The organism is Idiomarina seosinensis, assembly GCF_003987275.1.
GTDB classification, from domain to species: Bacteria; Pseudomonadota; Gammaproteobacteria; order Enterobacterales; family Alteromonadaceae; genus Idiomarina; species Idiomarina seosinensis.
Genome location: NZ_PIQF01000001.1, coordinates 638,811 through 658,355, shown reverse-complemented (window position 1 = coordinate 658,355; position 19,545 = coordinate 638,811). Strand labels below are relative to the sequence as shown.

At 46.0% G+C, this 19,545-nt stretch carries 16 protein-coding genes and 3 tRNA genes; 9 read left to right on the top strand and 10 right to left on the bottom strand.

Annotation, left to right across the window (positions count from 1 at the left end):
• The first annotated feature begins 2 nt into the window (after positions 1-2).
• Genes CWI81_RS03185 through CWI81_RS12855 form a run of 6 tightly spaced genes read left to right on the top strand, consistent with a single transcriptional unit; the run spans position 3 to position 7,679 of the window.
• A complete protein-coding gene (locus tag CWI81_RS03185) occupies positions 3-1,985 on the top strand; it encodes a type I restriction-modification system subunit M (RefSeq protein ID WP_126783773.1) in 1,983 nt (660 codons plus the stop codon).
• Positions 1,982-3,370, top strand: a complete 1,389-nt coding sequence (locus CWI81_RS03180) for a restriction endonuclease subunit S (RefSeq protein ID WP_126783772.1) — start codon at positions 1,982-1,984, stop codon at positions 3,368-3,370. Before CWI81_RS03185 ends, CWI81_RS03180 begins: the two co-directional genes overlap by 4 nt.
• The gene (locus CWI81_RS03175) at positions 3,363-6,527 is read left to right on the top strand and encodes a type I restriction endonuclease subunit R (protein WP_126783771.1); all 3,165 of its coding nucleotides are present in this window, start codon (positions 3,363-3,365) and stop codon (positions 6,525-6,527) included. Before CWI81_RS03180 ends, CWI81_RS03175 begins: the two co-directional genes overlap by 8 nt.
• A gap of 36 nt (positions 6,528-6,563) precedes the next feature.
• Positions 6,564-7,100, top strand: a complete 537-nt coding sequence (locus tag CWI81_RS03170; protein WP_126783770.1) for an SIR2 family NAD-dependent protein deacylase — start codon at positions 6,564-6,566, stop codon at positions 7,098-7,100.
• 11 nt (positions 7,101-7,111) lie between these two features.
• Positions 7,112-7,579: a hypothetical protein gene (locus CWI81_RS03165; RefSeq protein ID WP_126783769.1), complete on the top strand. Its 468-nt coding sequence runs from the start codon at positions 7,112-7,114 to the stop codon at positions 7,577-7,579.
• Positions 7,557-7,679: a hypothetical protein gene (locus tag CWI81_RS12855; RefSeq protein WP_276567835.1), complete on the top strand. Its 123-nt coding sequence runs from the start codon at positions 7,557-7,559 to the stop codon at positions 7,677-7,679. Before CWI81_RS03165 ends, CWI81_RS12855 begins: the two co-directional genes overlap by 23 nt.
• Positions 7,680-7,758: 79 nt before the next feature.
• On the opposite strand, the gene CWI81_RS03160 is transcribed toward CWI81_RS12855, so the two are convergent.
• The gene (locus CWI81_RS03160; protein ID WP_126783768.1) at positions 7,759-8,319 is read right to left on the bottom strand and encodes a tyrosine-type recombinase/integrase; all 561 of its coding nucleotides are present in this window, start codon (positions 8,317-8,319) and stop codon (positions 7,759-7,761) included.
• Positions 8,320-8,801: 482 nt separating this feature from the next.
• Here CWI81_RS03160 and CWI81_RS03155 point away from each other — a divergent pair, with 482 nt between their 5' ends.
• From CWI81_RS03155 to CWI81_RS03145, 3 genes are read left to right on the top strand one after another with little or no spacing between them, the layout of a single operon-like run.
• Complete coding sequence (locus CWI81_RS03155; RefSeq protein WP_126783767.1) at positions 8,802-10,034, top strand: ABC-three component system protein; 1,233 nt, start codon at positions 8,802-8,804, stop codon at positions 10,032-10,034.
• Positions 10,024-10,689: an ABC-three component system middle component 1 gene (locus tag CWI81_RS03150; RefSeq protein WP_126783766.1), complete on the top strand. Its 666-nt coding sequence runs from the start codon at positions 10,024-10,026 to the stop codon at positions 10,687-10,689. Before CWI81_RS03155 ends, CWI81_RS03150 begins: the two co-directional genes overlap by 11 nt.
• The gene (locus CWI81_RS03145) at positions 10,664-12,991 is read left to right on the top strand and encodes an AAA family ATPase (protein ID WP_126783765.1); all 2,328 of its coding nucleotides are present in this window, start codon (positions 10,664-10,666) and stop codon (positions 12,989-12,991) included. The genes CWI81_RS03150 and CWI81_RS03145 overlap by 26 nt, the downstream gene beginning before the upstream one ends.
• A gap of 90 nt (positions 12,992-13,081) precedes the next feature.
• Here CWI81_RS03145 and CWI81_RS03140 read toward each other — a convergent pair whose 3' ends face one another.
• From CWI81_RS03140 to CWI81_RS03100, 9 genes are all read right to left on the bottom strand, one after another.
• Positions 13,082-14,389: a tyrosine-type recombinase/integrase gene (locus CWI81_RS03140; RefSeq protein ID WP_126783764.1), complete on the bottom strand. Its 1,308-nt coding sequence runs from the start codon at positions 14,387-14,389 to the stop codon at positions 13,082-13,084.
• 161 nt (positions 14,390-14,550) lie between these two features.
• A tRNA-Leu gene (locus tag CWI81_RS03135) sits at positions 14,551-14,637 on the bottom strand.
• A gap of 25 nt (positions 14,638-14,662) precedes the next feature.
• Positions 14,663-14,736, bottom strand: a tRNA-Cys gene (locus tag CWI81_RS03130).
• A gap of 6 nt (positions 14,737-14,742) precedes the next feature.
• A tRNA-Gly gene (locus tag CWI81_RS03125) sits at positions 14,743-14,817 on the bottom strand.
• Positions 14,818-14,913: 96 nt separating this feature from the next.
• Positions 14,914-15,462, bottom strand: a complete 549-nt coding sequence (gene pgsA / locus CWI81_RS03120; RefSeq protein WP_126783763.1) for a CDP-diacylglycerol--glycerol-3-phosphate 3-phosphatidyltransferase — start codon at positions 15,460-15,462, stop codon at positions 14,914-14,916.
• A 24-nt stretch (positions 15,463-15,486) separates the two neighbouring features.
• The gene (uvrC, locus tag CWI81_RS03115; protein ID WP_126783762.1) at positions 15,487-17,310 is read right to left on the bottom strand and encodes an excinuclease ABC subunit UvrC; all 1,824 of its coding nucleotides are present in this window, start codon (positions 17,308-17,310) and stop codon (positions 15,487-15,489) included.
• On the bottom strand, positions 17,307-17,957 hold the full coding sequence (locus CWI81_RS03110; RefSeq protein WP_126783761.1) for a LuxR C-terminal-related transcriptional regulator: 651 nt from the start codon (positions 17,955-17,957) through the stop codon (positions 17,307-17,309). The genes uvrC and CWI81_RS03110 overlap by 4 nt, the downstream gene beginning before the upstream one ends.
• Positions 17,958-18,134: 177 nt before the next feature.
• Positions 18,135-18,740: a DNA-3-methyladenine glycosylase family protein gene (locus CWI81_RS03105; protein WP_126783760.1), complete on the bottom strand. Its 606-nt coding sequence runs from the start codon at positions 18,738-18,740 to the stop codon at positions 18,135-18,137.
• Positions 18,740-19,531 carry a thioesterase family protein gene (locus CWI81_RS03100; protein ID WP_126783759.1) on the bottom strand — a complete coding sequence of 264 codons (792 nt, stop codon included), beginning with the start codon at positions 19,529-19,531 and terminating at the stop codon, positions 18,740-18,742. Before CWI81_RS03100 ends, CWI81_RS03105 begins: the two co-directional genes overlap by 1 nt.
• Positions 19,532-19,545: the final 14 nt, after the last annotated feature.

The following is a 19,545-nucleotide window of genomic DNA, read 5'->3' as shown; positions in this document are numbered from 1 at the left end:
CTGTGAATACTGAAAACTACTCTCAAACCGCTTCCTTTATCTGGTCGGTGGCAGACCTGCTGCGTGGCCATTTTAAGCAATCTCAGTACGGACGGGTCATATTGCCCTTTACCCTATTACGTCGCTTAGAGTGCGTTTTAGCGCCGAATAAACAAAAGGTACTAGAAGCCGCAAAACAGCACCATAACAGACCCGACGCAGTGCGTGAGCAGTTATTGCTACGCGAGTCACAGAACGACTTCTACAACGCTTCGTCTTTGACTCTGGCAACCTTGTCAGATACTCAAACAGCGGAAGACTTAATCTCTTACGTACAGTCATTTAGCAGCTCTGCCCGTGAGATATTCGAGCACTTTAACTTTGAAGAGTTTGTGCTGAAACTGGCTGAAGCTGACCTTCTGTATCAGGTCACTCAGCAATTCGGCTCTAAGATAGACTTATCACCCGACAATATCTCTAACTACGGCATGGGCCTTATTTTTGAAGAGCTCATACGCAAGTTTGCTGAAAGTTCAAACGAGACTGCCGGTGAACACTTTACCCCTCGTGACTGTGTGCATGCAGCAACCTCGTTATTGATGACCGGTCAGGAAGAAGTGCTTTCACCCAACAGCATCATTACCATCTACGACCCGACTGCTGGCACCGGCGGCTTCTTGTCAGAGTCCGAAGAGTACATTCAGTCCATCAGTGAAAAGGTTACCGTTAAGCTGTTTGGCCAGGAGCTCAATTCAGAGTCCTATGCCATCTGCAAAGCAGACATGATGATCAAAAGCCAGGAAGTCGACAACATTAAACTCGGTAACACGCTGTCGAACGATCAGCTGGCGCATGAGAAGTTCAAATACATGCTGGCTAACCCTCCGTTTGGCGTCGACTGGAAAGCCTCACAACGTGTCGTTAACGACGAGCACAAGGTAAAAGGCTTCGATGGTCGCTTCGGGCCCGGCCTACCCCGCGTTTCCGACGGCTCACTGCTTTTTTTGTTGCATCTGGTCAGCAAAATGCGAGACACACGTGATGGTGGCTCGCGTATCGGTATTATCTTAAACGGCAGTCCCTTATTTACCGGCTCTGCGGGTAGCGGTGAATCTGAGATCCGCCGTTACCTATTGCAAAACGATTTGGTCGAAGCCATCGTCGCCTTGCCCACGGATATGTTCTTTAACACCGGCATCAGTACCTATATCTGGATCTTATCCAACGCCAAAAAGCCTGAACGTAAAGGCAAACTGCAATTGATTGACGGCAGCGAAGCTTTTGCCAAAATGCGTAAATCACTCGGTAGCAAGCGTAAATACCTGACCGAAGAGAACATCAATGAACTGGTGCGTTTATACGGCGCTATGGAAGAAACAAAAAACAGTAAGGTCTTCCCTAACGAAGCCTTTGGTTACCGTCGTATCACCATCGAGCGCCCATTACGGCTTAACTTCCAGGCCAGTGAAGAGCGTGTCGCCCTGTTAGACGACGAAAAGGCATTGCAAAAGCTTAAAACCGACGACTTTAACCAACTTAAACAGACCATTCAGCGCATTAACGCTGATACCCTGTTAACGAGTCGTGATGACTTCACCAAAGCACTGAACGCCGAACTCAAAGCAAGCGACGTAAAGCTAACCGCTGCACAACTAAAAGCCGTGCTCAATGCCTTAAGCGAGCGCGACAGCGACGCTGATGTCTGTGCCGACAAAAAAGGAAATGTAGAAGCTGACGCTGGCTTACGCGATTACGAAAACGTGCCGCTAACAGAAGACATCTACGAGTACTTTGAACATGAAGTCAAACCACACGTACCAGATGCCTGGATAGACGAAAGCAAGCGCGACGAGCAAGACGGCGAAGTCGGTATAGTTGGCTTTGAAATTCCGTTCAACAGGCACTTTTACGTATTCGAGCCCCCTCGCCCACTCGAGGAAATTGACGCAGACCTCAAACAATGCACCGATAAGATCAAGCAAATGATTGAGGAGTTGTCGGCGTGAGACCATATACTCAAATGAAAGATACTCCACTCGCGTGGATTGGAGATATTCCTTATCATTGGAAGTTGTCAAAAGCAAAGAGACTCTTCAAAATTGTCTCCGGCTCTACACCATCCTCGTCAATAGACAACTACTGGAATGGTGATATTGACTGGATAACACCTGCCGACTTGAGCCAGTTAGGTAATGATTATGTGGAGTTTTCTGCACGTCGCATAACTAAATCGGGACTGGATTCCTGCGGTGCTGAACTTGTGCCTCGTAGCTCAATTATATTGTCTACAAGAGCTCCAATAGGAAGCTTGGCTATTGCCATGAAGAGTATGTGCACGAATCAAGGTTGTAAAGCCCTAGTCCCAGAGGGGGGGCATGCCGTTTATGCCTACTATTTCCTTAGTATAGCAACAGAACAATTAAACCTTCGGGGCAGAGGGACTACCTTCCTAGAACTATCGACAGATGAGCTTAAATCTTTCCCCTTTCCAGCTCCACCTTTTATTGAACAACAAAAAATAGCCCAGTTCCTCGACTACGAAACGGCAAAAATTGATGTGTTGATTGATGAGCAAAAGCGGTTGATTGGGCTTCTAAAAGAAAAGCGCCAGGCGGTTATCAGCCATGCGGTGAGCAAAGGGCTTAATCCAGACGCACCGATGAAAGACTCTGGTGTTGAGTGGCTCGGGGAAGTGCCCGAGCATTGGAAAGTTGCTAGTTTAAAGGCATTTATAAGGTTGGTTGAATCAGGTACAAGCGTTAACGCGGCAGATACTCCAGCCTCCGAAGGTGAGCTTGGGGTTTTGAAAACTAGCGCAGTTTATGGTGACGAACTCGACGTTAATCAAAATAAAACAGTAGTAAAGGAAGAAGAAAGCCGTGTTTCATGTCAGCTGAAGGCTAATAGGCTAATCGTATCCAGGATGAATACCCCGGAGCTCGTCGGTGCTACAGGCTTCAGTTTAACAAACCCTGGCAACTTATTTCTTCCTGATCGTCTCTGGCAAATTACGCTTGAAAATGTGGAGGCTCAATTTATTTTCATGTTCACGCTGTCAAAAAGCTACAGAAGCCAGATTAAATTAGTTTGCGCTGGTGCAAGCTCTAGCATGCAAAACATAGCTCAAGAAGACTTTAAAAATGTGAAGGTTGCTGTCCCACCGTTGATAGAACAAAAAGCGATCGTCGAGGAATGGCACAGGTTTAAATCAAACTCAAACCAGTTAACGGAGCAAGCCGAAAAGGCGGTTGAACTGCTACAAGAACGCCGCTCTGCCTTAATCTCAGCCGCCGTTACCGGCAAAATTGATGTCCGTGACTGGCAACCGCCTGCAGGTTCCGATACAGTGGATTCAAACGCGTTAGTGCAAACGGAGAGGCATTATGGCTGACACCAAAGAGCGTCAGTTCCAGACGGACATACTTAACAGCCTGGAAAAAGATGGCTGGTTAATTGGCTCCGCTGCTAATTACGATAAAGCGAACGCGGTGTATACCGAAGACTTAATCGGTTTTGTAAAAGACGCCTACCCTGACCGGTGGGAGCGCTTTTCCAAATCTAACCCGGGTGAGCCGGAAAAGCTCTTAGTTCACGCCGCTGTTAAAGGCATGACTCGTGACGGCGCGCTGCACGTGTTGCGTCACGGCTTTAAAGCCATTGGCGGCACCATCAAAGTCTGCGCCTTTCGCCCCGACCATGGCATGAACCCCGATACCGAGCGCCGCTATCAATCCAATCGGTTGCGGGTGGTTGAGGAAGTCTCCTACTCGCCCCACGCGCGTGAAGGCGACTATAATCCGCGCATCGACCTGGTGTTTTTTGTCAACGGCATTCCAACCGCGACCATGGAACTGAAAAGCGAGTTCAAACAGACCGTTGAACACGCCAAACGCCAGTATAAAAACGACCGTCCAGTAAAAGATCCGGTCACCCGCAAGCCAGAGCCGCTATTAACGTTTAAGCGCGGTGCCCTGGTGCATTTTGCGGTCAGCCAGGACGAAGTGGCCATGACCACTAAATTAGCAGGCAAGGAAACATTTTTTCTGCCGTTTAACTTGGGCACAGAAGACGGCGCTGCCGGTAACCCGCAATCGACGTCTGAAAATAGCTACGCCACCAGTTACCTGTGGGAGCGGTTATTTAACAAAGACGCCTGGCTAAAAGTCATTGGCCGCTTTATGCACCTGGAGGTCGAAGAAAAAGAAGGCTTCGACGGGCGCACACAGAAAAAAGAAACGCTAATATTTCCCCGTTATCATCAGTGGGACGTGGTGAATCAACTCATCGATACCACACGCCGTGAAGGCCCAGGCAGTAAGTACCTTATTCAGCATAGTGCAGGCTCGGGCAAATCCAATTCAATTGCCTGGACAGCTCATCAGCTATCATCGCTATATGCTGACGACGGCTCTAAGCTGTTTAACTCCATTGTGGTGGTCACCGACCGCACGGTACTCGATTCGCAGTTGCAGAACACCATTCGGCAGTTTGAGCACGCTGACGGGGTGGTGCGGGCGATCACACGCGATGTCGGCAATAAGAGTAAGTCTGAGCAACTGGCCGAAGCACTGCAGGAGCAAGTACGAATTATTGTTGTGACCATCCAGACCTTCCCGGCGCTGTATGACGCCATTGATAAGTACCCTGCTCTGCAAGCCGGTAACTATGCAATTATTGCGGACGAAGCCCATTCGTCACAAACTGGTGCATCTGCCAGTAAGCTAAAAGCACTGCTAGGCTCTGACCGTCCTGAAGGTGATGACATCAGTGCAGAAGAGCTGTTAGACGCCGCCGTGCAGGCGCGAATGCCGAACGAGAGCATCAGTTACTACGCGTTTACCGCGACACCAAAAGGTAAAACGCTTGAACTGTTCGGTCGCCCAGATGACCCGCATTCACCTATTAGCGATGACAATAAACCCAAAGCGTTTCATGTGTATTCCATGCGTCAGGCCATTGAAGAAGGCTTTATTCTCGACGTACTGAAAAACTACACCACCTACGCCACGGCCTGGAAGATTGCTCATCCCGAGGGTGAGGACAAAGAAGTCGACAGTAAAAAAGCTCGCATTAAGCTGGCTAAGTGGGTGCGGTTGCATCCTTACAACATTAACCAGCGTGTTGAAATCATCGTCGAGCATTTTCGTGAAAACGTCCGTCACTTGCTGAACGGCCAGGCCAAAGCCATGGTGGTCACCGGCAGCCGTCAGGAAGCAGTTCGTTATCAGTTAGCGATGACCAGTTACATTGTCGATAAAGGCTATCAGGACGTGCATGCGCTGGTGGCATTCTCCGGTGAGGTTCCTGCGGATGATTACATTACCGAGAGCGTGACCGAGTACGATAAAAAATTAAACCCAGGTTTGAACGGTCGCAAGCACGATAACGCGCTCGACTCCGACGACTTCAACGTGATGATTGTCGCCAACAAGTACCAGACCGGCTTTGACCAGCCCAAGCTCTGTGCCATGTACGTCGATAAGAAACTGCAAGGCGTTGAGTGTGTGCAGACGCTGTCGCGCTTAAACCGTACCTTCCCGGGTAAAGACCAGACCTTCATTCTCGACTTCTTTAACAGCGAAGAGGACATTCTGGAGTCGTTCAAGCCCTACTACACCACCGCAGAGCTTGATTCCGTTACCGACCCACACATTCTGTTCGACATTATGAGTAAGCTGGATGAAGAGCATATTTACGAATGGTCGGAAGTGGAGAAGTTTGCCGAGGCGTTTTACGACCCGAATGCGCCTTCTTCAAAACTAGGCTATTACTGTAAACCAGCCAAAGAGCGTTTTATGGCTCGGTATAACCATGCCGTTGATACGCTAAAGCAGGCTAAAGACATGCTGAACCAGGCGCGTATTTCGGGTGATAAGGTCAGCATTAATAAAGCTGAGGACTCGGTTAAAGCCGCTGGTGAAATGGTCGACCAACTTGACCTGTTCAAGAAGAACCTGAACAGCTACGTGCGGATGTATGAGTTTCTGTCTCAGATAACTCCTTACAACGACCATGAGCTCGAGTCGCTGTGCGTTTATGCTAAGAGTCTACTCCCGCTACTTCGTGTCGAACGCTTGGACGATGAAGACGATGTCGATATATCTGGAATGACACTGACGCATTACCGCACCACCAAGAAAGCCGAAAAAGAATTGAAGCTTGGTGAAGAAGATGGAGGCTACCTAAGCTCTGTAAAAGCCGTCGGTAGTGGTAAACCACATGACCCCGAGAAGAAAAAGCTGCAGGAAATCATCGATGCCTTGAATGACTTATTTGGTGCCGAAGTTGGTGACGAACACAAACTTCGTTACGCCGAAGGAATAGCCGGTCGCTTACGTGAAGACGATGAAATCATGGCCCAGGTCAACAAGCACTCAGAAAACGAGGTAATGCATGGCCTACTGCCACAGCGTCTATTAGACCGTGTTGTTGATTCGATGGATGATCATGAAAAGCTATCGATGGAAGTGCTGGAAAACCCTGCGGTAAGAGATGGGTTTGCTAGATTGATATTGAAGATGTTGGTGGAAAATCGTGACGCTTCATAATTCCCTGTAGATACTGCGAAACTTCGGAGACTAAAGATGGGTATTTTAATTATATCTGGAGCAGGATTGTCAGCACCATCAGGCGCTCCCACCTTCAACGGAAAGTATCCCATCTACAATAATGTCGATCTACTGCGGTCCGGGCTTGAACAGCTAGAACAGCTAAAACCTAATAAAGCACATAAAGAGTTATCTACGCTTCAGTCAGAAGCTGTAAAACAAAAAATCAAAGTGCGGCACATTACTCTTAATGTAGATGACTTAAATGAGAGCTGTGGAGCCACCGTTGAACATGTATATGGTAGAGCACGTGACCGAAGTATTAGTGAACTGGCAACTATCGATTTCTACGACCTATCATGGATCAGCGAGAAGCTTATAATTTTGGTCGGAGTCAGTGGGCTTGGCTTTCCATTAGCATGGTTAGAGTCATATTGCCGGAGTAAGCAAAAAAAGGTTATTAGTTTTAATTTAGTAGTAAACCCGGAGCTTGAATGTTATCAATGCGTCGGAGATGCAGCATGTTCGATTAATGCCGACAGGTTGCTCAGTTACTATGAATCACTGACGTAAGGATACAAGTTGTGCAGGTTCAGGAGTTTGAAGTAGCTAATGATGTCGTCGCTCATATCTACTCAGTAGAAATAACAGGGGTAGACTATAAGGTGTTTTTTGTACCAACCACCTTTCACTATGTCGAAGGCTCTGAAGAAAGGGATTTTTATGCTGAAGAGCTAGGTTTCCCGGTGGCTGACGACTGCTACGAAGTGAAGTTTGACCTTGAGAGTAACGTCGAGCAAAATATTCAGTTCGAGCCTCCGTCAGTAGGATGGAACATAAATATGTATGAGCTGGGCTCAGTAGTCTCCGCCGTTATAGATGATCATTGCAACCGCTTCTCAGCAAAAGCATATACCGCCATGGCCGCAGACCCTAGGCTTGTAAAATACTATAAAAGGCTTGCCAAGTGGCATGCACCTAGACTAAAATTCAATTATGTTCAAAATTTGGGCAAGGAGGGACTCCATTATGCGTTCATCAAAGAAAACTGAGTATTCTGTCCATCCTGCAAAGAAAGCTGGTATGGCTAAATTGGTTGAAGCTTACAAAAAAGCTCAAGCCGAAAATAAGGTTAAAACGATGCAAGTCTGATAAGACTTTACGTTATGAAGAGGCGAGGACTTTCCTCGCCTTTTGCTTTAGATTCCCAAACCACTATTTCAATCGTTTTCTATAGCTCCAGCTCAACAAAGTCCCTATCAACATCTTCCTGGGTTATTCCGATGTATCGCAACGTGACGGCCTCTGAGCTGTGACGCAGCATTTTCATAACCCTGGCAATATCGTTAGTGTTCTTGTACAGATGGTAACCTCTGGTTTTACGCATAGAGTGCGTACCTAAGTCGATACCAACCTCCTCACCTATTGCCGCAAATGCTCGCGACACGTAACGGCGGCTTAATGGTTTTGCAGGTGTATTTTTAGACCGTTGGTTTCGATAAGACTGAAAGAGATAAATGTGGTCAGGGTGCTCAGCGCGAATACGAGCGATGACCGACCTCGCCTTTTCATTGAGTTTAATTGTCGCTAGCTTCGACGTTTTGCCTTCAACCAGCAACAGCCGGTCGTGCTCGACATTTTCAAACTTGATGGATAGTAAGTCTGAGATCCGCAACGCCAAGTTCAAGCCAACATCCCAGACGTCAGCAATTTGCTGACCGTAAGTTCGTCTGAGAAGGTAGCTGATTAGCTTCACGGTATCCAGATCCTTAACCGCTTGTACTTCGGCCATGGTCTAGTTCCTTTTTTGCTGTAAAACGTGATTTTTAGTACTTAAGGGGGTATAAAGAGGTAAGTAACCCGTTTTTAGTGGGTTTGCTTGTTCCCATTTCGTTAATTTGGGAACCAGTTGTAGGAAGCAACGCATTACATGCCTCGCTGTTATAATGTATGTCTCAAAAGTTGAGGTTCAGAGTGCCGTGGATAGTTTTCTATAACTGCAACGAACATCTGATTTTATTAATCGGTTCATAACGACTAACCTCCATCAGGAATCATAATGAGATCCGTTTTTTGAAGGTTATATTTGGTCTGTTAACGTTGAGAGGTAATGTTTAGCTCTATTTATGCGTACAGAGCCGAAAATATTCGTGTAATGTGTATTGAGTCATTTAAGCCAATTACTTACCGTTCACATTTAAGTGTGACTGAAAATTTCTAGTCGCGTTTTCGGCATAAATTAAGTAGCTAGAAAGGATTAATGGGGTTTAGGAAGTGAATGTAAATACGGATGTTAAATATCCACCAACTGCAGTTACGACATGGAGTGGGTACGTTTATCAGGGGAAAATTGCTCTATACCACTGCCTCAAACTTATCAATCAAGGTGATGTGGATTTCGAACTACAGTTAGATAGTAGTGACGACTTTGCCATCTATAAAGAAAATACTTTAACCAGCGCGCATCAAGTGAAAGCAAACATAGGCTCCTACCGTAACCAATACAAGGAAGCTTTAGAAAAATGCGCAGCGATAGAGCTTGATCGTACAAAAGGTATTTCGCGTTATTTCCACGTTTCTTTAAAATTAAACGATACCAGCGATTATACAGCGAGCAATGGAGAGACCGTCACGTTCTACGATTATGGTCAAAAAAAATATTGCGGTTTAGGTGAAATCGAGGAGCTAACAAAAGAAATAATTCAGCAAATATGTACTACGAAGAATATCACACTTAGCGATGACCTTTTACATTACAATTACTGCCTTCTGTCTAACAAGATAAGTTCTAAAGCAATAGAAATTCATCGCTTGGTGCAAGAAGATCAGTTAAAGGCAACTAGAGCCGCCTACGAGAATCGTATTTCAGCAGCCAGCCTACTTAACGATATATTGACCAAGAACCCTTATGATAGCACCGAGTATTTTGCTGTGGAGCTGAAAGCTAGGCTTTCTAATTACCTTGAAGATAGAGTCAATCAGATTTTACCAAACATGAATGACACAACCTACGCCAGAGCGCAGCGCCTTTTTGAACATATACGGCTCGCAGAACCCCCCGAGCTTATAGGACTTTGTCAACTAATGAAGCCGTCGGAACGGTTTTCAACTATTCAGAAAGCTGATATCCGACGTTATTCATCACTTATCGAAACTATGAAAGTTGAGCCAATTCTAAAACAGTTCCCCCACTATTTAGACTGCGATAAGAAATTTTATCTTCCTACAGCCCTTGATCTTCCTTTACCAGAAGATCTCGAAGGGTGTACTTCAGACCTGATAGAAGAAATGGAAAGTAACGAGGACCTTCTCAAGCTGTTGTTCGAGTACAACAACCTTATTGCTAGTAGATCCTCGAAATCTTTTACTATTGATACCAAATTTACTCACTCTGAAGATTTAAGCGATCAAAAAATGAGAGAGCGTGTTGATAGCAATATCGTCAAGTCATTTTGCTTAAACGTTATGACCAAAGAAGACGCAGAGGATTTAATAAATGATAAATAGGATTATTGACGAGGCACTAAAAGCTCATGACTTTGTAAAGGAGTGTGAAAACGAACACACAAGTTTTTATATTCGTGAGTCCGGATCTGCGGTTAGGTTTGCCATTCTCCATAAGCTGGACAAGCTTGAAACCCCAAAAGAATTAAATACCACTATCAATCAGTCTGCACCTGATTCATTCCTTAGCAACCCGGCTTTTAAAAAGAACTGCGACCTAATCTGCACTCACCAAATAGAAAGACTGGCCGATTTCAAGAGTCTCGAAGAGCGCATATTTGCGATTGAAGAAGATCCTCATTTCTTCAAAAAGTATGTTTTGTACTACAGCAATACCGAACAGAAAATTATTGAGCAGTGCTCGTATGAAAGCCTAGAGGTGACCATTTCTGATAAAGACGGATTCAGAGAGTATAAAGAAGATCCACTAGCAGCCTCTCAATATAGCGTAGCTGCAAAGATTTTTATAAAACTTCCATTTCTCGAGCTCCCATTCACTCGCAGACAGCTTACTCCTCTTCGAATGCAAGCTAGCGAGGCGGTTGCTGAAGAGGGTCTGGATTCAACATACGCAACGGTCCAAAAACTCACTAATAATAATTCAGATGAACTAATAAAGGAACTAATCGCCAATGAATTGGAAAATAGCTCGAATTGAGATTTCTAGCTTCAAAGCTTTCAAACACATTGACTTAGATTTAGGTAGCTCATCTTTGTTGACTCTTGATGGCCCGAATGGATACGGAAAGACAACTATTTTCGACGCAATCGAATTACTTCTAACTGGTAAGATAAAGAGGATTGAAAATCTCTTCGCGACTTTGATGACAAAACAGAAAAAAAATTATGATGACAATCTTTTCTGGAATAACCGCTCTAGAAACCAAGATCTATCAATCAAAGTCGAATTCGTTAACGGACCACGGAAACTAATTTTAGCTAGACATGCGCCTGTAAAAGCATTTAAAACAAAAACAAACAACCGAGCAGACGAATTCAAGCTATTCTCACTATACGAACTACCTGAATTTGATTCCGATGATTTTTCGTCGGCTAATATTCGTGAAAACGAATTTTTGGATGAAGTCTTTGGGGAAAACTTTAGAGAAAACTTTCCATTTCTTAATTACTTAGAGCAGGGACAAAATAAACTTCTTCATACGCGGGTGGATGAGCGCAAAGATGAACTAGGAAATCTTTTCAACATCAGTGATATTGCTACAGAAATTGAAAACTGCCGTTCAATCTCAACCAAGCTTTCTAGGTTTTTAAGTGACGAGAAGCGGAAAACTGATGAGTCTTCTCTCCAAGCAGAATATGCTGCTTTGCGTGAAATGATTGGGGCTGATTTTGCCAGCGCGAAATATAAAAGACTTTCCACGATTGATTCCGAACTAGGCTGGGATAAGAAGGAGCCGTTTCCTATCTATGACCAAGAAAGTTACGATCAATACATCGAAGCTATTAGGAGGCTAGATGAACTGCTCACTAGAAAATCCGTCGTCCGCATCAGAGCAAACAATGAGGAAATTGAAGCAGAAATTAATAGAAATAAGGAATTACTGACTCGTTTAGCTAAGCTAGGAACGGACAGAAGTAGGCTTGAAGAACTCAACAAAACTAAAAATAAACTTAACCGATTGACTGCAGCTTTAGCCGTAATAAAACAAGGAGCTGCCAATATTACTACAGAACAAGCAAGTGAGTTACCTGGGTGGAAAAACGAGCAGTTCAAGCAGTTTAAAGCTCAAATTACCGAGCGCAATAGTTTGCAGTCTAAGAATGTACAGAACGAGGTCGCGGCCACAGAACTTGCTCGCCTGAAGAAGCAGGTTCTCGAAGAACACGCAAAAATTTACCCCGATGACACGCTTTGTCCACTCTGCGGCAATGATTGGAAAGTCCATAAATCAATGCTTGAAGCAGTAGAAAAAAGAGCTGAGGATATTTCTAACTCTCTTGGAGAGGATGGCCAAGCTCTCATCAAGTTGGTCGATAAGATGACCATCCAACTAGATTCACTTGAAACCTTCATCAAGGCACGCGAAACAGATCTGAAACGTCAATACGACGAAGCATTACATAGAGTTCTACATGAAAATAGAACTCACCTAACTGCTATAGATCAATTGGCTGAACGGCTTAATGCTAAAGGCATTCCTGTAACCTTTTCATTCAGCGAAGATGAGGTGGTTGTAGATAGCCGCCATAAAAAGCTTTTAGACTTGATTCGCTCAAAGAAGAAAGAAGATAGCGGAGGCCTTCCGGATAACTGGCGTGAGATTATTTTTTCTGCTTTTAAAGAACTGCAGGACTTTTATATGCTTGATCATCAAGATATAAAAAACAAAGAACTCTATATCAAGTTTAAAGCCAATGAGGCAAGAAGTAACAGACTTCAACAATGCCAAGCAAACCTTAAAAAGATTCAGCAAGAGAATGAGGCTGCTAACCTTGCGAAGGAAAAAGTAAATAAACTGCGGACAACTTTGAAAAAAGCAGAGCAAAAGTATGCAGATCAAACTATATCTGAGGTTGAGCTAATATTCCATATATACAGTGGGCGTCTGATTCAGAATTACCAGCGCGGTCTTGGTCTTTTTATTGAAAGCCAAGACGGTAAACAGCTTCGTTTTCTAACTGCGGAAAAGTCAGATCATGATGCGGTTTTATCCATGAGCACAGGACAAGTATCTGCTTTAGGCCTTGCGTTTTTTCTCTCCCTCAATAAGGTTTACGCAAACGTTCCACTTATGTTTATTGATGACCCATCTCAATCTTTAGACGAGGTAAACATTGCTTCGCTTACAGATTTGCTTCGCTGCGAACTTAAGCGTTGCCAACTCATCGTATCCTCGCATGAGGACGATATTTCAGCATATATGCGTTATCGCTTCAGTCGTGCCGGTCTGAAATCAAGGTCTCTAAACATGCAGCAATTGGCGAAAGAAGCCCCATAAAACCTTTGAAGAGCGCGGCAAATAAGAAATATGCATCACTAGCACCGGGCCTGAAGTGACTTCAGGCCCGGTATCTAGAGATCTTTAAGCCTATCGCTTATTCTGATCATATAAAAACTCTCCCCACCACTCCATCATCTCGACCCGCTCATCCCAATACTCAGCCTTATGCGAATAAGCGCCCTTCACCTTATTCTGTTCAACGTGTGCTAATTGACGTTCAATAGCGTCAGACCGAAACTTCTGATCACTCTCATGCAATGTCGATGACGCCATGGTTCTAAAGCCATGTGGCACCGCCTTCTCTTTCAAACGGCCATCAGGGTAATGGGCGTTATCCTGGTACTTAAGGTAGGTTTTAGCAATCTTGCCGTCTTTGGTATCTTTCGCCTTCGGAAAGTAGCCCATTTTGAACATAGCCTGGCGCATTGTGTTATCAGACATGGGCTCATCCGGCTTAGTTTCAGACGGGAATAACAGTTCATAGTGGCCGGTAATGCATTTGATGCGTTTAATGACATCAAGAGCCTGGACTGATAACGGTACGTCATGTGGCCGCTTCATCTTCATACGCTCTGCAGGAATCGACCAAACCTTGTTATCAAGGTCAAACTCCTCCCACCGAGCGCCTCTTAGCTCGCCTGAGCGCACAAACGTTAGAATCAGTAACTCAATGGCCAGAGCCGTTAATTCCCTACCCGTCTGCGTATAGTTAGTTAGATCCTGCATGAAGAACGGCAAATTGTTGATGTCCAGCGCTTCACGGTGAACAACCGGCTTGGAAATAACTTTGACGGGTCGCAGTAAACGAATGTCGACATCGTCTTCAAGCGAATACTGATCGACTACGTATTCAAATAGACGCTGTGTATCGTCCGCTATGCGTTTGGCTGTTTCATGGTGACCCTTGCCCTCAACATTCTCAATTAAACGTCTAATATCTTCTTTACGGACGTCAGTGATCAGCTTATCACCTAATTTTTTGAGGATGCCGTTTTCAAGACGCTTCCATACCCTCGCCTTGTGGTCTTCAGACCAGATCCGGGCCGTTGCCTGGGATTGGTATTCCAACCATTTAGCCGCATAAAATCGTAAACTGTTATCATTCGCATTTGATGATTTTGTTTCACCAGGATCGATACCATCAGCCAACATAGCTTTGGCCTTAATAACTCCATCTTTTGCTTGCTTGAGAGTTACTTCAGGAAATACACCTAGCGCCAGCGTCTTCTGCTTTTTACGAAACCGGTACTTTAAACGCCAATACTTACCGCCCTGCTTTCTTACAAGAAGCCTTAAACCGGTGCCACCTGCTACCCGATACCATTCATCACGGTCCGAGGGTTTGAGGTGTTCGACGTGCTTATGTTTTTCGATGACTAGCTTGTCGTCTGCCATGGTGCTACATCCGCATAACCGAATTGATGTAGCACCAAAAGTAGCACCACTTAGTATCGATTTGCAACGATTTGATGTAGACAGAAGGAATCAGTATTTGCCTTGAAAGCCAGTAAAATCAATGGCTAGCGGCATTTAATAGACTTTGAAATAATCGGAATTGGTGCCCGGGGCCGGACTTGAACCGGCACGAAGTTACCTTCGAGGGATTTTAAATCCCTTGTGTCTACCAATTCCACCACCCGGGCACTTTATAGAAGTGTTCTCGAACAATGGAGGCGGGTCCCGGAGTCGAACCGAGATCCACGGATTTGCAATCCGCTGCATAGCCATTCTGCCAACCCGCCGATGTTTGGAGCGGGAAACGAGATTCGAACTCGCGACCCCAACCTTGGCAAGGTTGTGCTCTACCACTGAGCTATTCCCGCACCGTCATCTGCCGTGGCATTCTACTGTCTATTCGTTTTCAGTCAATGACTTTTTGCTATTTTTATGACTGTTTGGCTATTTTTAAGACAAAGCAGTTAATTTCTAGTCAATTGACTCCCTGCAGAACGCAGGTACTCCCACATAGACCACAGCGTCAGCACGAATGCGAACATAAATAATACCAAGGCCAGCCAAAAAATAAAGACATTGGCGTTCCATAACAGACCAATTAACGCCACCATTTGTGCGATGGTTTTAAATTTACCCAGATTAGACACGGCTACTACCGAGCGACTGCCCCGCTGTGCCATCCACTCACGGAGTGCGCTAACAATCAGTTCGCGGCAAATCATGGTCAATGCAGGCACGGTAATGTACCAGGCGTTGTAATCTTCCACGATTACCACCAATGCGGCCACCACCATGGCTTTATCCGCCACCGGATCCAAAAACTCGCCAAACTCCGTGAATTGATCAAACTTGCGTGCGATATAGCCATCGAGTGCGTCTGTCAAAGCTGCCACTAAAAAGATAAACGCCGACCAAAAACGTGCCTGTTCAAACGGTAGATAAAAAACAACTAAAAATACCGGAATTAATACAATCCGGAAGCTAGTTAAGATGTTCGGGATATTCCACTTCATTATCTACAGTTTCCTTGTGGGATGTTACTCATCTCTAAATGAATAATAAATTTTTTCTGCTAACGCCCGACTGATTCCCGGAACATTCGCGAGTTGCTCAATACTAGCGTTTTTTACCTCATGTAATCCACCCAGATTTTTTAATATTTTCTGGCGACGCTTAGCACCGATACCTTCAATTTGTTCCAGACTTGAGGTTTTCTTGGCTTTACCACGTTTTTGCCGGTGACCCGTTATGGCGAAACGGTGCGATTCATCGCGGATATGCTGAATTAAGTGTAGCGCACTGGCATCTTTATTAAGAGGAATGGTTTCGTGGCTGCCGGCCATGATTAATGTTTCCAGCCCCGGCTTGCGTGACTCACCTTTGGCGACGCCAATCAATAGGGGCGTCTCCTTACCCCAGTCGGCAAAATACTTTTCCGCCTGAGCCAGCTGCCCTTTACCACCGTCAATAAAAAGGATATCCGGGATGTTACCGGCTTCCTTGGCGTTGTCGTACCGTTTTGCCAGGGCTTTCGACATTGCTGCGTAATCATCGCCCGGGGTAATACCGTCAATGTTATAGCGCCGGTAGTCGGTTTTTTTAGGTTCGTTCTGATCGAACACTACGCATGAGGCAACGGTTTGCTGTCCCATGGTGTGGCTAATATCAAAACATTCCATGCGCTGTATCGGCACACCGAGTTCCAGTACCTGCTCCAGTGCCTTCGTACGACGGTTCATGGTGCTCTGCTGATTAAGCTTGCTTTCCAGCGCATTAACTGCATTTTTCTGAGCCAACTGCTGGTATTGCTTACGCTCGCCGCGCACATTTTGCAGTAACCTTACTTTCTTATTAACCGCCTGCCCCATCACTTCGGCCAGCACATCATCGCGGCTGGCATCCGCGGGCAAGATAATTTCCGAGGGCACTTTACGGCCCGCAGTATCAGACAGATAAAACTGCAACAGGAACGCTCTCAACAGTTCATCGTCTGGAGTATCTGCCGGAACTTTCGGAAAATAACTGCGGCTGCCCTGCAAATGATTATCACGGACAAACAACATCTGCACTGTAACAAAGCCATTGCCTCTTGCCAGGCCAATCACATCCAGTTCCTGCTGCGCACCGGTCACTGAGTTACGCTCTTGGGTGCGTCTGAGCATCGCAATTTGATCGCGATAACGGGCCGCGCGCTCAAAGTCTAGCGCTTCGCTGGCGGTTTCCATTTTGCTCACCAACTGATCGATAACCTGCTGGTTTTTACCGCCCAGAAACTGCTTAGCAAAACGAACCTGTTCCGCATACTCTTCGTCGGTACAGACATTGACGCAAGGCGCCAGGCAGCGTTTTAACTGGTACTGCAAACAGGGTCTGCTGCGTGCCCGGTAATAAGAATCCTCACACTGACGCACCGGAAAGATTTTTTGCATTAAACGCAGGCTCTCGCGCACTGCCGCGCCGTTCGGAAAGGGACCAAAGTAATCGCCCTTTTGGCGCCGCGCGCCCCGATGAAAGCCTAACCGGGGATGTTGGTGATCGGTCAGAATAATATAAGGATAGGATTTATCGTCCCGCAGCAAAACGTTATAACGGGGACGATATTTTTTGATAAAGGTGTTTTCCAGGATCAACGCTTCGGCTTCGGTATTGGTTACCGTCACGTCCATGTCCGCGATTTGCTTAACCAATACCTGCGTTTTCACTCGATCCACTTTTTCGCGGAAGTAGCTTGAGACCCGCTTACGCAGATCTTTCGCCTTACCCACGTAGATCACGTCACCCGCCTCGTCATACATCCGGTAAACACCGGGTTGATGGGTCAGGTGACGTAAAAAGTTTTCAGAATCAAAGGTTTTTGTCATAGTTCCTTGTGCTGATTAACTTCGACTAAGCCGCTATGAATAGCAAGATGCGTTAATTGTACATCACCCTGCACACCGAGTTTGCTAAAAATGCGATAGCGAAAGGTATTAATTGTTTTACTGCTGATACTTAAGTGATCAGCTATCGATGACACTTTAACTCCGCGGCTGATCATTTGCGCGACCTGTAGTTCGCGTTCACTCAACTTATCGACAATCGGCGTATTGCGATCCAAGTGCGGGTTTTGCGCTAGGTACCGCGCTACCGGCGCTGCCACATAAACACTGCCTTGTTTTAACGCGAGTACGGCTTCTTTTAATTCCTGACCACTGCTGGATTCTAACAAATAACCATCGACGTGCGGCACACTGCACTGAAAATCGAGTACGTCCTGATAACTTTTGCCCCAGACAATCAGTCGTAATTCTTTATAACGCCGAACCAGTCGGCGCCAAGTTTCTACCGTGGCATCATCGCCTAACCGGCTGCATAATACGACAATGGCGTCGTCACGCTTGTTGCAGGCAACTCTTAACTGCATGAGCGAGGTTACCGTTTCGATAGTATGTCCTAGTCCATCTTCGAGTATTGAAGCCATACCAGCACTAATAAATGGGTTCGAAATTGCTAAAATAATGTGATTCATAACAGCGTTCCTTGTCAAAATTGTCCATTAATCGATAATGTAAAATGATGCTTGCGCCTATTTTAGGACGGCGACATCACGACTAAACATTTAACGAAATTAGCCAAACTGCAAGACGCAATTAAGAAAACCATTAGATTAGCTTCATGCTCTATTTACCCTAACTTCACGCTGAAGTTAAATACGTTTTTGGTCAAGAAATTGCCATAAATAGCAGGCCAGATAGCTGCGGTAAGGACTGGCGCGTTCAGGGATTATGTTGATATCGCGATCGGCCAGCAGCGCTATCGCTTTGCGCAAAGAGCTGTCTTGGGTCGGGAACAGATCCTCATGCGCATAATGAAACATCGCCAAAATACCTGCTGACCAGGGGCCAATACCCTTAATTGAGGTTACCTCTTTTAACAGACGCTCCGTGGGCAGCTCTGCCCAACCCAGCATTTGTTCAGGGGAACTCTGATAATAAGATTCTATCGAGCCAATGGTTGCGGCTTTGCTCTTACTGATACCGCATTCGAGTAAATCATCGCGTCGCAACTGGGCTAACCGACAGTTTTGCTGTTTGGCCTTCGCTTCAGCGCGTTCGATAATTGTGCGTGATGCTGCCAGCGACAACATCTGTCGAATCACAATACGTGGCAGCGCCTCTACCGGGTGCACTTCTGAACGCGTTAACACCGGTTGCTTTTCCACTTCCAGCATCAACAGCTCTAGTCCCGGCTGAGTATCGATAAGATGCTGCTGAATGCTGGCGGCAGTTTTAGGGTTAGCTGCGGCACCCATTAAGCGAACACCGTAAACGTTTGTCGACTAATAGCTATCAGTTCGCCCTGCTCGCTCCATAATCCAGCTCTGCTGTGACCGTAGCCATCGGCAGCCTGTTCAATAAATGCCTCATACTGAAACCAGTCATGCGTATTAAAGGGGGCTAGGTCAATATCCGGAAACTCGATGGTCCAGGTTAACGACGACGCCGGTGCCGGCTGCTTTAAATGCGGCAAAACCGCTGGTGGCCACGCATCAACCAAAGCAAGAATCGCCGCTGTTGTTAAGCGCTGCTGCTCATGCCGAAAACGCACCCAGCCACCAAAGGTTCTGCCGGGCTGACCACTAAACGGCATGCCGCCTGAGGTAATGCGATAATCAAAGTTTTTCGCAAATTCGGGCACGATGTCAGCTTCCGGTAAGCCAGGACCATCGTTAATGGTTTTAAGGTCCGGCGAAGCTTCACCTTCCACCTTTACCACCGAATCACGTTTTTTGCCCAAACTGGCCAGACAGGACAACATCACCTGTCCTTGTTGCTGCAGCTCTGCTGCTACCTGAATAACAGACTTCCCTTCGCGTAAAATGCGCAGACTTAAGCTTGCCTCGCCGGCTTCGGCCGGTGCAACAAAGGATGTGGTCATGCTACGTAAGTGATATTCCCGCGGAAATTGTTTTAGCACAAACTCCGCCACCAGCGCGGCACTGAAGCCGCCAAAGAATGCGCGGCCCTGCGCCCAGCCCGAGGGTAACGTAATAGTCTGCTCTGCCTGTTTTTGTATTTGCGCTAAGGTTTCGTGAAACTGCATTTGATGTCCCTATT

What these genes read in the sequence shown, in the direction of transcription:
- CWI81_RS03145 (WP_126783765.1), top strand. Translation starts at nt 10,664, where the DNA reads ATGAATTGGAAAATAGCTCGAATTGAGATTTCTAGCTTCAAAGCTTTC.
- CWI81_RS03140 (WP_126783764.1), bottom strand. Translation starts at nt 14,389, where the DNA reads ATGGCAGACGACAAGCTAGTCATCGAAAAACATAAGCACGTCGAACAC.
- CWI81_RS03170 (WP_126783770.1), top strand. Translation starts at nt 6,564, where the DNA reads ATGGGTATTTTAATTATATCTGGAGCAGGATTGTCAGCACCATCAGGC.
- uvrC (WP_126783762.1), bottom strand. Translation starts at nt 17,310, where the DNA reads ATGACAAAAACCTTTGATTCTGAAAACTTTTTACGTCACCTGACCCAT.
- CWI81_RS03160 (WP_126783768.1), bottom strand. Translation starts at nt 8,319, where the DNA reads ATGGCCGAAGTACAAGCGGTTAAGGATCTGGATACCGTGAAGCTAATC.
- CWI81_RS03100 (WP_126783759.1), bottom strand. Translation starts at nt 19,531, where the DNA reads ATGCAGTTTCACGAAACCTTAGCGCAAATACAAAAACAGGCAGAGCAG.
- CWI81_RS12855 (WP_276567835.1), top strand. Translation starts at nt 7,557, where the DNA reads ATGCGTTCATCAAAGAAAACTGAGTATTCTGTCCATCCTGCAAAGAAA.
- CWI81_RS03105 (WP_126783760.1), bottom strand. Translation starts at nt 18,740, where the DNA reads ATGGGTGCCGCAGCTAACCCTAAAACTGCCGCCAGCATTCAGCAGCAT.
- pgsA (WP_126783763.1), bottom strand. Translation starts at nt 15,462, where the DNA reads ATGAAGTGGAATATCCCGAACATCTTAACTAGCTTCCGGATTGTATTA.
- CWI81_RS03110 (WP_126783761.1), bottom strand. Translation starts at nt 17,957, where the DNA reads ATGAATCACATTATTTTAGCAATTTCGAACCCATTTATTAGTGCTGGT.
- CWI81_RS03150 (WP_126783766.1), top strand. Translation starts at nt 10,024, where the DNA reads ATGATAAATAGGATTATTGACGAGGCACTAAAAGCTCATGACTTTGTA.
- CWI81_RS03175 (WP_126783771.1), top strand. Translation starts at nt 3,363, where the DNA reads ATGGCTGACACCAAAGAGCGTCAGTTCCAGACGGACATACTTAACAGC.